Below are 15,226 nucleotides of genomic sequence, written 5' to 3'. Positions count from 1 at the left end.
CCGCGGGCTATCTTCGCGCAATGGGTGAAGGACGCAATCCCGAAGGCGCGACACACCCCGGCCCCACCTGTGGCTGGATTGCGACAGCGTCACGACGACGACATTACCGTCAAGCAATGGTTGTTGACCTGACTCGCTCGGAATCCCTTTACTGCAACGATCCCGACAGGTGTCCGCCTGCGGGGCGCAAATTGCTTAGGCGGGGGGAAGGTCGTCCAGTGACGGGCTTCGACGCCGGGCTCAGGAGGTAGACCTTTGAAGATTCAATCCGTTCGTGAGCGCCTTCTGGCCTCCACGATGATCGCGGGCGCTGCGATGGCGGCTTTCGCCGCCGCGCCGGCCCAGGCCCAGGAGACTCAGGTCGAGGGCATCGTCATCACCGGCTCGCGCATCCCGCAGCCCAACCTGGAGACGACCAGCCCGGTGACTCAGGTCACGGGTGAGGACGTCGACGTCGCGGGCGTCACCCGCGTCGAAGACCTCGTCAACCAGCTGCCGCAGGCCTTCGCCGCGCAGAACTCGACCGTGTCGAACGGCGCCTCGGGCACCGCGACCGTGTCGCTGCGTAACCTGGGCTCCTCGCGCACCCTGGTCCTGATGGACGGCCGGCGCATGCCCTACGGCTCGCCGAACGACGACGCGGCCGACCTGAACCAGATCCCCGGCCAGCTGGTCGAGCGGGTCGAAGTCCTGACCGGCGGCGCCTCGGCCGTGTACGGTTCGGACGCCCTGGCTGGTGTCGTGAACTTCATCATGCGCCGCAACTTCGAAGGCGTGCAGCTGGACGCCCAATACGGCTTCTATCAGCACAACAACGATTTCGACGGCGTTGGTTACCTGCGTGAAGAAATCGCCTTCCGCGGCTCGACCAACCCGGCGCAGTTCCAGCTGCCCGAGGACAACGTTGAGGACGGCTACGGCAAGGAAGCGACCCTGATCATCGGCGCCGGCACCGACGACGGCCGCGCCAACATCACGGCCTACGCCTCCTACCGCCACAACGACCCGGTGCTGCAACGCTACCGCGACTACTCGGCTTGCGCCCTTGGCGCCCAGTCGACGGCGGCGCGCCCGGGCGTTCCGGCCGGCGCGACCCACTGGACCTGCGGTGGTTCGGGCACCTCCTTCCCCGGCCAGTTCACCGACTTCTCGACCTTCGCCTACACGGTCGGTGGTTCGCCGGGCGTCGGCAACGGCACCTTCGTGCCGTACAACTCGACGCTTAACGCCTACAACTTCGGCCCGCTGAACTACTACCAGCGCCCGGACGAGCGTTACGCCTTCGGCGCCTTCGCCGAGTACGAGATCAACGATCACGTCGAGGTCTACGCCGACCTGATGTTCAACGACTATTCGTCGGTGGCTCAGATCGCGCCCTCGGGCAGCTTCTTCTCGGTCAGCCAGATCAACTGCGACAGCCCGCTTCTCTCGGCTCAGCAGCGCACGGCCATCGGCTGTACGCCGGCTGACATCCTGGCCGGCAACTTCACCACCATGTATGTCGCCCGTCGTAACGTCGAAGGCGGCGGCCGTCAGGACGACCTGAACTACGAGTCGTACCGGATGGTCGGCGGCGCCCGCGGCCCGATCAACGACTTCTGGTCGTACGACGCGTACCTGCAGTTCTCGCGCGTTCGCCTGTCGCGGACCTACCTGAACGACTTCTCGGTCACCCGCCTGGGTCGCGCGCTCGATGTGGTGGACACGGATCCGGGCGCGGGCGTCACCCCGACCTGCCGCTCGGTTGTCGACGGCACCGACCCGACCTGCGTGCCCTACAACGTGTTCTCCCCGGGCGGCGTGACGCAGGCGGCGCTGGACTACCTGCAGATCCCGCTGATGCAGCGCGGCTCCACGACCCAGCAGGTGGCCACCTTCATCCTGACGGGTGACCTCGGCGGCTACGGCCTGATGAGCCCGTGGGCCTCGCGCGGCGTGGGCGTCGCCCTCGGCGCCGAATATCGCCGCGATGAGCTGGAATCGACCACGGACAACGCCTTCGCAACCGGCGACGGCGCTGGCCAGGGCGGCGCCACCATCGGCCTGTCGGGCGTCAACGACGTGTACGACCTCTTCCTCGAAGCGGACGTGCCGATTGTCGAAGGCCGTCCGTTCTTCGACCAACTGGGCGTGGACCTGGCCTATCGTCACTCCAGCTATCAGCTGGGCGGCGAAGCCAACTCCTGGTCGGTCGGCGGTGAATGGGCTCCGACCCCGGACATCCGCTTCCGCGGCAGCCTCCAGCACGCCATCCGCGCGCCCAACGTCATCGAGCTGTTCACGGCCCAGGGCTTCAATCTGTTCGACATGGACGCCGACCCGTGCGGCGACGTGACGGGCACGACTGTCCAGCAAGCCACCCTGGCCCAGTGCCAGGCGACCGGCGTGCCGACGGCCTTCTACGGCACCGGCGCCCTGAACAGCCCTGCCGGCCAGTACAACTTCCTGCAGGGCGGCAACACCGCCCTGACTCCGGAAGAGGCCGACACCTGGACCGTGGGCGTGGTGTTCCAGCCGTCGTTCGTGCCGGGCTTCAACATCTCGGTGGACTACTTCAACATCGAGATCGAGAACCTGATCTCGACGATCGGCGCGCTGAACTCGATCAACGCCTGCTACCAGAACAACGTGGCCCCGGCCTGCGCGCTCATCAACCGGAACGCGAACGGCCAGCTCTGGGTCGGCGATGGCAACGTCCAGGACCTGAACACCAACATCGGTGGTCTCTCGACCTCGGGTGTGGACATCGTCGCGAACTACGGCATGGACCTGGCCGACTGGGGCATGACCGACTACGGCAGCCTGGCGTTCAACTTCGTCGGGACCTGGCTGGAATCGCTCGAGACCGACACCGGCCTCGGCTTCGCCAACAGCGTCTATGACTGCGCCGGCTACTACGCCAACCAGTGCGGCGTGCCGAACCCCGAGTGGCGTCACCGAGCTCGCGTCTCCTGGGAAACCCCCTGGAACGCGGACGTCTCCTTCACCTGGCGCTACTACGGCGAGGTTGAAGTCGGTGTTCTCGCGGCCAACGGCAGCCTGAACAACGGCGGCACCCGGATCGACCGCTTCTTCGATGCCGAGAACTACTTCGACATCGCGGCGACCTGGCAGATCCGTGACACCACCCGCCTGCGGGCCGGCGTCAACAACGTGCTGGACAACGATCCGCCGCTGTCGGTCTCGGTCGGCACCACCGGCAACGGCAACACCTATCCGCAGCTCTACGATGCGATGGGTCGTTGGGTGTTCTTCGGCGTCACCCAGGACTTCTAAGTCCGGGCGAACCGATCACCAGAATGGGGCGGCGGGTCGAAAGACCCGCCGCCTTTTTCTTTGCCGGCGCCCCACCTCCGCCGAGAGCGCGCCGGGGCTCAGGTGTTCAGGGTTCGAAGGACTTCCGGGCCGCCAGCATGGCGTTGACCAGGGTGCGCTCAGCCTCGCTGAGCAGCGGGTTCCAGACGTCGAAGATCAGGATCACCCGCAGGGAGTCGGCGTCGTTCCAGGCCTCGTGCTCGATCGTGTCGTCGAACACCCAGGCCTCGCCCATGCGCCACTGACGCGTCTCGTTTCCGACGCGGAAGCGGGCGGGACCGGGCAACATCAGGGGCAGGTGGACGAGCAGCCGCACATTGGTTGAGCCCGTGTGCGGCGGAATGTGCGTGCGCGCCTCCAGGGCGCTGAACATCGCCGTGGGCGCATAGCCCGGCTGACGACAGACGGGCAGCCGCTCCAGCAGCCCCGCCGTCTCGGGACACCTCTCACAGGCCGCGTCCTGACGCGTCCCGTCCTTCCAGAGGAAGTAGGAGCTCCAGCGCCGGGAGTGGTTCAGCTCCCCCCACTGGTTCACCGGCGCGCCGCGCGGGTACTGGATGTAGGGCGCCAGCTCCCGGTCGTCGGCGACGGCCAGCGCCGCCTGCATCTCCGCGGTGACTGTCTCGGTTGCGGCCTCCAGCTCCTCCAGCCAGGGGAAGTGCGCCCGATCAAAGAAGGGGACGGCCGGCAGACGCGGATAGTTCAGGAACAGGGGCTCGTGGACGTAGGCCTTCTTCACCCCCGCGAACACGTCCAGCGCTTCGTCAAAACGCCGGAGATCGTCGGACGCGAACTCGCCGCGCAGACCGGCGACGGCGGAGGCCAGATGGTCGCGCAGGGCCTCGTCCGCCTTGCTGACCGTGGCGCGCGCCGTCTCCAGCTGCCGGGCCGCGCCCGGCGGCAGCCGCTCGCTGGGCGGGGCGATCTTGACGGCGTTGCGCCAGGTCTCGACCGCCGGCTGGCGCGCGCCCGCCTGGTCCAGCACCGCGCCCTTCGAGAGCAGAGCCATGAAGTGATAGGGCTGTTCGGCCAGGAGGTCATCGAGGGCGCCCAGCGCACCCCTCAGGTCCCCGGCCGCTCGCAGGGCCGCCGCGCGGGCCATGCGGCTGCGTTGGGAGGGGCCGGCCATGGCCTCGGCCCGGTCCAGGAGCGCGAGCGCGGTGCGCGGATCGCGCCCCGCCAGCGCGGCCTCCGCCTGCAGCACCAGGTCCAGCGCCTGGGTGTCCGCCATGTCGTCGCCCCGAAGTCCCCGACCCGACATTGCTGGTGTTTCCGCCGTGCGTAAAGCGCTGCGCTCAAAGAAAAAGGGCGGGACCGAAGTCCCGCCCCCTTCAGGCTTGAAGCACCTGAAACCTACAGGCCGCCCGGGCCGCACTCCGTGCGGAGATAGGCCTCCACCGAGGTCAGCATTTCCTCGAAGTTGGTGGGCGTCCAGGTGTTGAGCGTGTGCTCCATGTCCGGGAAGATCCGGATCTGCACCGGCTTGCCGGCGTTGCGCAGCGCAGCGGCGAAACGTTCGGACTCCTCCGGCTCCACCCGCGTGTCCCGGTCACCCGAATAGACGTAGACCGGGATCTGAACCTGATCGATGTGGTCGATCGGGCTGACGCCGTTCAGGTGCGGGTGCTGGAATTCCCGAATGAAGCGGCTGTTGAAGGTGTCGCGGCGGATGTCGTTCAGCGACGATGGTCCGGCCCCGGCGATGGCGCACTGATAGATGCCGTTCGGGCGCACCGCCGCCGCCATCGCGGCGTAACCACCGTATGAATAGCCGTGCATGGCGACCCGGCCCGGATCGGTGACGCCCTGCGCGACCAGATAGGCGACGCCGTCATCCTTGTCGTCCTGCATGCGGCCGCCCCATTCGGAGTCGCCCGCCCGCCACAGGCGCTGGCCCCAGCCCTGCGAGCCGCGGTACTGCGGCTGAAGGACGGCGTAGCCGCGCGCGGCGAAATACTGGGTCCAACCGGTGGTGTCCCAGTCCAGGTCGTCACGCGCCCAGGGGCCGCCGTGCGGCGTCACGATGGTCGGGTAGGGGCCGTCGCCGTAGATCTCGCGCGGCGGCGTGGTCAGGAAGGCCGGGATCATCAGGCCGTCGCGCGCCGCGTACTGGATCAGGCGCGTCTCGCCGATGGCGTTCTGGTCGATCTCCGGATAGGCGCGGCCGAGCAGCCGGGCGCGGCCGCCCTGCAGACGGTAGTATTCCGGCGGCTGGCGCGGGCCGGACTTGCGCACGATGATCTCGCTGAAGTCGTCGGACCAGCTGATGATCTCGACATCGGCGCCGCTGCCGACCTCGAAGCGCAGGCGCTGGCCGGTGGCGATGTCCACCCAGTTCACCGGCTCGGTCGAGACGCCCATGGCCTGGCGCAGGGTGTCGGCCACCGTGGCGAGGTTCTCGTCGACCCAGTAGGTCTGGCCCCGCTCGCCGTTGTAGGTGAAGCCGAGGATCTCGCCGTAGCTGTCAGGATCGCGCGACTGGATCACGCCGGTGGCGTCGAACAGCGGGTGGGCGAAGGCCTCGCCCAGCACCTGACGCGCCCGGATGTCGTATTCCAGGATGGCGGCATGGTCGCGGCCCTGGGTCGACTGGATCAGCACCACGTTCGGATCGTTGGTGAAGGCCACGATCGAGACCGGCTCGCGGTCGCGCGCCGACCAGCGGAAGTGTTCCGACCACTCGTTGGTGTCCGGGTGCCTCAGCTGGATGCCGATGAAGGCCTGCCCGCCCTCGAGGATGAACTCCTCGCGGCCGCGGATGTTGCCCTGCAGGTCCGCCAGCACGCTCTGGAAGCGGTCGGAGCCGCGCTCGACGCGGCTGGTCCCGCCCGTCTGGGTGTTGAACCGGTAGATGTCACCGCGGAGAGGGTCCTGTATCAGGATGTCGGTCGGGTGGTTGTCGAGCGAGCTGACCAGCTGACCGACGCCGACATAGGAGGCCTGGCGGTCATCGAGACCTTCCCAGCGCGGGAGACGGATCGGATTGCCTTCCAGATCAACGAGCTGGTTGCGGTACCGGTAAGTCTGCTGCGGCTGGCCGGAGAAGGGGTTGTAGTTCGACAGCTGCTGCGTGACGACGAACAGCCGGTCGTTCTTGACGAACTGGATGTTCAGGAACTCCGAGCGCTCGTCGGAGCCGATCAGATAGGGCTCGGCGCCCAGGTTCGAGGTGTCCCAGACCGCGATGGCGCGGCGGCGCCCATCGGGCGACACGATCGCGGCCATGTGCCGGCCGTCCGGCGAAATCGTGACCGAGGCCATGGCGGGCTCGCGGGCGAAGGCCATGGCGGTCGGCGGCGTCGGGGTCTGCGCCAGGGCGGGCGTAGCGGGCGCCGCGATGGCGACGGCGGCCACGCTGGCGGCGGCGAGCATGAGGTTTCTCAGAGACATGGTGCGGAATCACTCTCGATGGGGCCGGCCGGGTTTTCCGGCTCTTTCGCCATTATAAAGCAGGAACCCGCGCGCCCGCGAAGCCCCCTCCGTTGGCCGAACCGTGTCCAAAATGGCCGATTGGCGCCCCAAGTGTGGCGGATGCGTTACGGTCCCGTGAGAAACGCCCCGCAAACGCCGCCCCGCGCTTGGACTAAGGCCGAAACTTGTTAGGGTCGCCACGATCGGAGGGGGTCCCTCTCCGCCGGGCGCATTGCGTCTGTCGTACCAACCGCCGACTGGGGGAAGTTCTCAATGGCGTTCAACAAGAAGTTTCTGCTGGCCACGACGTTCATCGCCGGCTTCGCCGTGATGGCTCCGTCGGTGGCCATGGCTCAAACCCAACAGCCTGCTGCCCAGGAAGAGGAAGAGGACGAAGACGCGACCCAGGTCGGCGCGGTCGTCATCACCGGTTCGCGCATTCGCCGGAACGAGTTCACCTCCTCGGCCCCGATCCAGGTGATCACGGGCGAGCAGGCGACCCTCGAAGGTCTGGTGGACACGTCCGAACTGCTCCAGCAGTCGACGATCGCCTCGGGCTCGTTCCAGCTGAACAACCAGCTGACCGGCTTCGTCACCGAAGGCGGCGGCAACATCAACTCGGTGTCGCTGCGCGGCCTGGGCGCCCAGCGCACCCTGGTCCTGCTGAACGGCCGCCGCGTCGGCCCGGCCGGTACGCGCGGTCAGGTTCAGGCCGTCGACCTGAACGTCATCCCGCAGTCGCTGATCGAGCGCGTCGAAATCCTGAAGGACGGCGCCTCGTCGATCTACGGCTCTGACGCCATCGCCGGCGTGGTGAACATCATCACCCGCACCAACCTCGACGGCCTGGAGGCTTCGGCCTACGTCAACCGCTCCTTCGACGGCGGCGGCGACGTCCAGCGTTATTCGATCGGCTGGGGCACCACCTTCGACCGTGGCTACGTCCAGGCCGGCTTTGACTACTACCGCCAGGACCCGCTGCGCCGCGCCGACCGCGAGGACACGGCCTGCGCCGCCGACTACCTGTTCAACCCGACCACGATGCAGCGGGTGGACTACACCAATCAGGCGACCGGCGAGTACGCCTGTTACAACCTGTTCGCTCAGGCGATCCGCGGCAACCCCGGCAACGGGACCATGGACCTGATCTTCATGCGGCCGGGCATCAACTACGGCAACGCCTCGACCGGCAACAACTCGATCGTCGCCGGCATGGCGCGCGAAGGCCGGGCGGGCTTCCCGCAGACCTTCACCTACCGCCAAGACTATCACCCGTTCTACGACCGGGCGACGATCATCAGCCCGGTTGACCGCTGGACCTTCACGGCCACGGGCGGCTTCGACATCACGCCGAACATCGAGGCCTACGGCGAGTTCCTCTACAACGTCCGGATCTCGGAGCAGGACGGCGTCCGCCAGTACTTCCCGACGGTCTTCACCGGCTATGTCGGCGCCCAGCGCCCCGACACCGGCACGCCGTTCGCCGGCTCGACCCTGCTGCCGATCATTCCGAAGACCTCGGATAGCGACCAGCAGATCGACTACTACCGCTTCGTCGGTGGTCTGCGTGGCACCCTGCCGCTCGGCATGGGCTTCCTGGGTGGCTGGGACTGGGACCTCTATGGCCAGATCGCCCGCTCGGACGGCGAGTATTCGGGTGAGTTCATCTACGCCGACCGCACCGCGGCCGTCACCGGCGTGAACGTGCCGGTCACCGCCATCACTGGCCCTGGCCCGTGCTACCAGGGCCCGCTGATCACCAACGTCTCGGGCTACAGCTGTTCGCAGCTGCCGGGCGGTGTGCCGTGGACCTCGGAGCGGATCATCCGCGGTAACTTCAACGACGCGGAACGCGCCTTCCTGTTCGGCGTCGAGACCGGCAACACGACCTACGATCACCAGTACGTCGAAGGTACGATCGCCGGTGACCTCTTCGACCTGCCGGCCGGTCCGGTGGGCGCGGCCCTGGGCTTCCAGATCCGTCACGAAGAGATCGACGACACGCCGGGCTTCAACGCCCGCAACGCCAACCTCTGGGGCTCGACGGCCGCGGGCCGCACCACGGGTTCGGACAACGTCCGTGAAGTGTTCGGTGAGTTCGAGTTCCCGCTGGTTCGTGGTTTCACCGGCATCGACGAACTGACGCTCAACCTGTCGGGCCGCTGGTCGGACTACGACTCCTACGGTGAGAGCGACACCTACAAGGTGGGCCTCAACTGGCAGATCACCCCGGCCTGGCGCGTTCGCCTGACCCAGGGCACCTCGTTCCGCGCCCCTGCGCTGTACGAACTGTTCCTGGCCAACCAGACGAGCTTCCTGGGCCAGACGGCGATCGATCCCTGCATCCAGTACGAACTGTCGAGCAACGGCGTCCTGCAGGCCAACTGCGCCGCCGCGGGCGTTCCGACCGGCTACACGGCCGCCGGTTCGTCCTCCGCCCTGATCATCACGGGCGGCGGCATCGGCGTGCTGAATCCGGAAACGGCTGAAGCCCGCACGATCGGCATCATCTGGACCCCGGCCTTCATCGATTTCTCGGTGGCGGTGGACTACTTCGAGATCGAAGTGTCCGACGAGGTCCGGACCTTCGGCGCCGGCAACATCCTGTCGCAGTGCTACCGCTCGACGGCCTATCCGGCGAACCCGTTCTGCTCGCTCTTCACGCGGAACGGTCCGGCGGCTCCGACCCGTCCGAACCAGATCATCACGGTCAACAACAGCTACGTGAACGTCGCTGAGCAGACCAACCGTGGTATCGACCTGACGGTCCGCTACGGCCACGAGTTCAGCTTCGGCGACCTGACCATCGACGGTCAGTTCACCTGGCAGCTCCAGGACGAAGTGAACCTGCTGGGCGGCTTCATCGAGGACGACAACGGCGAAACGACCGAGCCGGACTTCACCGGTCAGCTCAACTTCCGCTTCGACCGTGGCGACTGGACGGCCTTCTGGGGCATCGACCTGATCGGCAAGGCCTCAGACACGGAAGCCTTTGGCTACAACGACGTGTTCAACTCGACCCGATACAGCTCGACCTGCATCCGTGCAGGCGTGCAGGCGCCTTGCTCAAGCTACATCGACCCGAACCCGGCGGCCGGTGGTAACCTGCTTTCCGGAACCTCGGTGGTCGGTCAGCCGGTGTACTTCAAGCAGTACACCGAGTTCACCGCGTACCACGACTTCTCGCTGCGCTACCGCATGGACGACTGGACCTTCGCGGCCGGTATCCAGAACGTGTTCGACGAGCGGCCGCCGGCTCAGTCTTCCGGCCAGTTCCGGATCGGCACCGCGGCCATCAACCTCTACGACATGGTTGGCCGTCGCGGCTTCGTGCAGATCAGCCGCCGCTTCTAAGCGGAGACTGAAGTCAAACTGGCGAGAGCGGCGGGGGAAACCCCGCCGCTCTTTCCTTTTGTTCACTTGTCAGATCACACGGTTAGGCGTTCACTCCGCCTCCAGCTTTCGTTTCTGGAGGGAGAGAAATGCGCAAATTCGCCCACTTGGCCGCCGTGGCGGCCTTGGCCGCGGCGCCGGCGGCCCTGATCGCGGCTCCCGCAGCCGCCCAGCAGTCGGCTTCGGCCTATCCGACCTATGAAGACGTCGGCCTCGCCTGGGTGCGCGGCCCGTCGGTGCGGGACATGGCCCGCTTCTATCGCACGACGCGGCACGACGGCGGCCGTGGCCTGGCCGAGGTGCTCTGCACGGCCGAGGCCGACGGACGGCTCGACTGTTCAATCCTCAACGAGGAGCCCAACAACCGGCAGTTCGGCCTGGCCGGCGTGCGGGTAATGGAACGCGCCCGGGTCCGCGCCGTGGATGGGGGATCGCCCGCCGGACGCACCTTCGCCTTCACCCTGCGCTTCGGCAACTGGCCGCCCAGCCGTCTGCCGGACCGCTTCCACCCGACCGACTTCAACCTTCGCTGGGTCGATCGTCCCTCGATGGTCGGTCATTGGAACATGCAGGGCCAGGACCGCGGCGAATCGCTCGAGGCCCGCTTCGACTGCCGCGCCATGGATAACGGTCGCCTGGACTGTTCGCTGACGTCGGCCGACAGCATGGACTTCGGCCAGGCGGCGCTTGAGGCCATGCGCGACGCCCGTGTCGAGCGGGCCGACGGCGGTCAGCTGGCCGGCTCGCCGCTGCAGTGGACGATCCGCATCGAGCGTCAGTCCGGCTGTGGCACGGGTGGCGCGGGCCGCTCGGGCTCCTATCCGGCGACCGGCACCGGCACCGGACCGTCGGTCGGCGCTCCCGACCCGAATGTCGCCAGCGCGACGCCGCCGTCCAGCGTGGTGCGCGGCCAGGAGGCGCGTGAGACGCAGGGCGGCATGCCCGGCTGTCAGTCGGCCATGGTCCAGGTCTACTAAGGGCCTGTCCTGGCTGAACGTTTGCGGCCCGGCGGCTTCCGCCGGGCCGTTTCGTTTTGATCGTCCAAAGAGGGCGGCGGTAGGCCCGGCAGGACTCGAACCTGCAACCAGACCGTTATGAGCGGTCGGCTCTAACCATTGAGCTACGGGCCCGCCGAGAGGCGGTTTCCAGCTACAGGCCCTGCCGGGCGCCGTCAAAGGGCCGCGATCGCGTCGGTTCCTGTCGGGAGCCTGTCCGGCCGCCTGTGCGTTCGTTCATGTGAGACCGGCCAAGCTTGCCGTCTGTCCGGATGGAAAGGAACCGACATGAAAGCTCTCCTGCGCGCCTCGGCCGTGGCGCTCGTTCTCGCCGCCGGCGCGCCGATCGCCGCCCAGGCCCAGACGGCCGGCGATCACCACGCCCACATGGCCGTGCCGACGTTCAGCCTGTCCGCCCAGGGGGAGGTCCGCGTCGCGCCCGACATGGCCACCATCACCACCGGCGTCCAGACCGAGGCCCGGACCGCCCAGGAGGCCATGGCCCAGAACCGCGCGCAGATGAACCAGGTCATCGCCGCCCTGCGCCGCGCGGGCATCGAGGAACGCCACATCCAGACTTCGAGCCTGAACCTCAGCGCCGTCTATGACTATCCGCCGAACCAGCAGCCGTCCCTGCGCGGCTACCAGGCGTCGAACCAGGTGACCGTCCAGGTTCACGACCTGGCCGATCTCGGCCAGGCGGTGGACGCGGTCGTGGCCGCCGGCGCCAACCAGATCCACGGCATCAGCTTCGGCCTGGCCGATCCCAGCGTCGCCGAGGACGCCGCCCGCCGCGAAGCGGTCCGGATCCTCCAGCAGCGCGCCCAACTGTACGCCGACGCCACTGGCATGCGGCTGGTCGTCCTGCGCTCGTTGAGCGAAGGCGGGGGTTACGTCGCTCCGCCGCCAATGCCGATGTACCGCGCCGAAATGGCCATGGCCCAGGACGGCGGCTCGACCCCGGTCCAGGGCGGAGAGCTCGTCGTGCGCGTCGACATCACGGGCGTCTATGAGGTGAGCCGGTAGGGTTCCCGCTTACGGCGTCTTCATTTGACGGTCACGGCTCGCCGTCTATAGCTCGGGGATGAACGCCCCGAGCCAACGGGGCCAGCCGGGGGCCGTCGCGCCGTGAAACAGTTCTTCGTCACCGTCGCCGCGGTCTTCGTCGGCCTGCTCCTCTTCATGGCCCTGCCGTTGATCATGTTCACCGGCTGGCTGACCTCGGCCGTCCTCCAGGGCGGTTCGGACGGCCCCCGCGGGCCCGTGGTCATCGAGCTCGACCTGCGTCAGGGCGTGACCGACCAGGACCCGCAGAACCCCTTCGCCCTGTTCGGCGAGAGCGGCGTTTCGGTGATGCGCATTGTCGAGACGCTCGACAGGGCCGAGGACGACGACCGCGTGCGCGGCCTGTTCGTGCGCCTGCCCGAAGGCGGCATCACGCCCGCCGCCGCCGACGAGATCCGGCAGGCCATCCGTCGCTTCCGCCGGACGGGCAAGCCGGTCATCGCGCACAGCCAGGGCATGCTGCCCGCCGGCGCGGTCGTCTCCAGCTACATGATCGGCGCTTCGGCCAGCGAGTTCTGGCTGCAGGGCAACGCCTCGCTGCAGGCCGCCGGCCTGGCGACCGAGGAGATTTTCTTCGGCCGCGCCTTCGAGCGTTATGGGATCAACGCCCAGTTCGAGCAGCGCTACGAATACAAGAACGCGCCCAATCCCTTCCTGCAGAGCGACTACACCGCCCCCCACCGTGAGGCGACGCTGTCGTGGATGAACTCGGTCTATATCAATGCGGTGGCCAACGCCGCGCGCGACCGCGAGATGGAGCGCGCGGACCTGCAGGCCGCCCTCGAAGAGGGCCCGGCCACCGGCCAGGTCGCCGTCGAGCGGGGCCTGGTCGACCGCCTCGGCCAGGTCGAGGAGGCCGAACGCCACGCCCTGACTCGCGCCGGTGAGAACGCCCACATCGTCAGTTTCGGCGACTACGCTTCGCGTCCCGCCCAACCTGGCCGGGGCGCGGTGATCGCGGTCATCGGCGGGGAGGGGGCCATCGTCACCGGGCCGGCCCAGTCCAGCCCCTTCGGCGGGGACTCGACCATCTTCTCCGACGATCTCGCCGAGGCGATATACGACGCCATCGAGGACGACAGCGTGCGCGCCATCGTCCTGCGGGTCTCTTCGCCGGGCGGCTCCGACGTAGCCTCTGAACAGATACTGGCAGCGGTGCGCGCGGCCATCGCGGCGGACAAGCCGGTCGTCGTCTCCATGGGCGCCTATGCGGCCTCGGGCGGCTACTGGATCTCGTCCGAGGCCTCCCACATCGTGGCCCAGCCTTCGACCCTGACCGGCTCCATCGGCGTGTTCGGCGGCAAGTTCGTCCTGGCCGAGGCGCTCGGCCGGTTCGGGATCGACGTTCGCGGCCTGTCGGTCGGCGGCGACTACGCCGACGCCTTCGCCACCGGCGAAGCCTTCAGCGCCGAGGATCGGGCCGCCTTCGCCGGCTGGATGGACAGCGTCTACAACGAGTTCATCGAGCGCGTGGCCCGCGGCCGCGATCTGCCCGAAGCGCGGGTGCGCGAGATCGCCCGCGGGCGGGTCTGGACCGGCGCCCAGGCGCGCCAGCTGGGTCTGGTCGACGAGCTTGGCGGCTTCCACGAGGCGGTGAACCGCGCCCGCGTCCTGGCCGAGATCGGCGAGGATGACGACATCCAGCTGCGGCGCTTCCCGGCCCAGCGGTCGCCCTGGGAAGAACTGGCCCGTGCCTTCTCCGGCGGGACGGAGGCCGCGGAGGCCCTGATCACCCTCGGCGCCGTCGCACGCGACCCGGAGGTCCGCGCCATCGCCGCCCGCGTCCGCGCCGAACGCGCCCGCAGCGAGGGCTCCGTGGTCCTGGCCGACGAGCCGCTGAACTAGCTTACCGCTCAGCCCGGCATTCGTCGGGGTGAGCGGGCTATGCGTCCCGTCCGTATCGCCACTTGAGGGCCAGCACGGTCGCGGACATGCCGAGCGCGCAGGTGTTGGCGAGCGTCACCGGCCACGCCCCCGACATAACCCCATAGGCGCTCCACAGGGTGAAGGTCGTGACCGTCAGCGCGTAGGTCTTCAGGCTGACCGAGCTGGCGTCCTTCTCCTTGATGATCTTCACGATCTGGGGCGCGAAGCTGGAGACGGAGGTCACGGCGGCGGCCACGCCGACGCCGTTGACGATGAGGGGACTGATCTCGGGCAAGACGGCTCCGTGGCTGCGGGGCGCTAACGGCGCCTGGCGGCCGAGGTTCCGTCAGCCGCCGGCGAGAAACCGGGGCGCCCGGCGGGCCTGGGTCCGCTGCTCGAAGGCGTAGCCCAGGCTCAACACCCGCGCGTCCAACCAGGCCGGGCCGATGAAGCTCATGCCGACCGGCAGGTCGCCCACGAAGCCCATGGGCACGGTCAGGTGCGGATAGCCCGCCACCGCCGGCAGCTGTGACGCCGAGCCCGAGAAGGTGTCGCCTTCGCCCAGGGTGATCTCCCAGGCCGGGCTGGTCGTGGGCGCGATCAGGATCTCGACATCGTGCTCGGCTAGCAGCCGGTCGATGCCTTCAGGCCCCGCCATTCGCAGGGAGTTGGTGCGCGCCTCGATGTAGGCGGGGTCGTTCAGCCCCTGGGTCGTCTCCGCCAATTCGAAGAACTCCTGGCCGAAGTGCTCCAGCTCGCGCGGCTCGGCGCGGTTAAAGGCGATCAGGTCGGCCAGGGTGCGGCTCGGCACCTCGGCGGGGTCGGTCGTGGCCAGATAGGCGTTCATGCCGACGCGCAGCTCGGTCATCAGGACGGCGAACTCGGCCTGGCCGATGGCGGCCCGGTCCGGCCCCTCGGTGATGTCCACCAGGATGGCGCCAGCGTCGCGCAGGTCCTGCAGCCGCTGTTCGAAGACGGCGTCTGTTCCTTCGGAATAGCCCATCAGGAACCGCGCCACGCCGATGCGTGCGCCGCGCAGGCTGTCGGCATCCAGCGCCGCGCGAGAGTCCACCCGGCGCGCGTCGGCCTCGGCCGTGCGCGGGTCGAGCGGGTCACTGCCGGCCATGACCGTCAGCAGGAGGGCCGCGTCCTCGACCGTCAGGGTCATCGGCCCGGCCGTG

The 15,226-nt window shown here is 68.2% G+C and carries 9 protein-coding genes and 1 tRNA gene; 5 read left to right on the top strand and 5 right to left on the bottom strand.

The genetic code is table 11. The annotated features are described in order from the left end of the window. Positions 1-255 precede the first annotated feature (255 nt). On the top strand, positions 256-3,276 hold the full coding sequence (locus Q0M60_RS09975; protein ID WP_296818832.1) for a TonB-dependent receptor: 3,021 nt from the start codon (positions 256-258) through the stop codon (positions 3,274-3,276). 106 nt (positions 3,277-3,382) lie between these two features. On the opposite strand, the gene Q0M60_RS09970 is transcribed toward Q0M60_RS09975, so the two are convergent. Together Q0M60_RS09970 and Q0M60_RS09965 are read right to left on the bottom strand one after the other, a co-directional pair. Further along, positions 3,383-4,546 (bottom strand): aspartyl/asparaginyl beta-hydroxylase domain-containing protein, encoded by a 1,164-nt coding sequence (locus Q0M60_RS09970; RefSeq protein ID WP_296818830.1) that lies wholly within the window; start codon positions 4,544-4,546, stop codon positions 3,383-3,385. 122 nt (positions 4,547-4,668) lie between these two features. After that, on the bottom strand, positions 4,669-6,705 hold the full coding sequence (locus Q0M60_RS09965) for a prolyl oligopeptidase family serine peptidase (protein WP_296818828.1): 2,037 nt from the start codon (positions 6,703-6,705) through the stop codon (positions 4,669-4,671). A 294-nt stretch (positions 6,706-6,999) separates the two neighbouring features. Here Q0M60_RS09965 and Q0M60_RS09960 point away from each other — a divergent pair, with 294 nt between their 5' ends. Continuing rightward, a complete protein-coding gene (locus Q0M60_RS09960) occupies positions 7,000-10,080 on the top strand; it encodes a TonB-dependent receptor (protein WP_296818825.1) in 3,081 nt (1,026 codons plus the stop codon). Between the two features lie 128 nt (positions 10,081-10,208). Further along, complete coding sequence (locus tag Q0M60_RS09955; RefSeq protein WP_296818823.1) at positions 10,209-11,096, top strand: hypothetical protein; 888 nt, start codon at positions 10,209-10,211, stop codon at positions 11,094-11,096. Positions 11,097-11,176: 80 nt separating this feature from the next. Here Q0M60_RS09955 and Q0M60_RS09950 read toward each other — a convergent pair. Next, positions 11,177-11,249 (bottom strand) — tRNA-Ile (locus Q0M60_RS09950). A gap of 153 nt (positions 11,250-11,402) precedes the next feature. Between Q0M60_RS09950 and Q0M60_RS09945 the strand changes: the two genes are divergently transcribed. Continuing rightward, the gene (locus Q0M60_RS09945; protein ID WP_296818821.1) at positions 11,403-12,140 is read left to right on the top strand and encodes an SIMPL domain-containing protein; all 738 of its coding nucleotides are present in this window, start codon (positions 11,403-11,405) and stop codon (positions 12,138-12,140) included. A 102-nt stretch (positions 12,141-12,242) separates the two neighbouring features. Then, the gene (gene sppA, locus Q0M60_RS09940) at positions 12,243-14,024 is read left to right on the top strand and encodes a signal peptide peptidase SppA (protein WP_296818819.1); all 1,782 of its coding nucleotides are present in this window, start codon (positions 12,243-12,245) and stop codon (positions 14,022-14,024) included. 37 nt (positions 14,025-14,061) lie between these two features. On the opposite strand, the gene Q0M60_RS09935 is transcribed toward sppA, so the two are convergent. Together Q0M60_RS09935 and Q0M60_RS09930 are read right to left on the bottom strand one after the other, a co-directional pair. Next, on the bottom strand, positions 14,062-14,331 hold the full coding sequence (locus tag Q0M60_RS09935; protein ID WP_296818833.1) for a SemiSWEET family transporter: 270 nt from the start codon (positions 14,329-14,331) through the stop codon (positions 14,062-14,064). 60 nt (positions 14,332-14,391) lie between these two features. Further along, the coding region (locus Q0M60_RS09930) for an amidase family protein (RefSeq protein ID WP_296818817.1) at positions 14,392-15,226 on the bottom strand (835 nt) is incomplete at its 5' end.

The organism is Brevundimonas sp. (assembly GCF_024711105.1).
GTDB lineage: Bacteria > Pseudomonadota > Alphaproteobacteria > Caulobacterales > Caulobacteraceae > Brevundimonas.
Note: the sequence above shows the minus strand (reverse complement) of the source record. Positions and strands in the feature narration are given on the sequence as shown.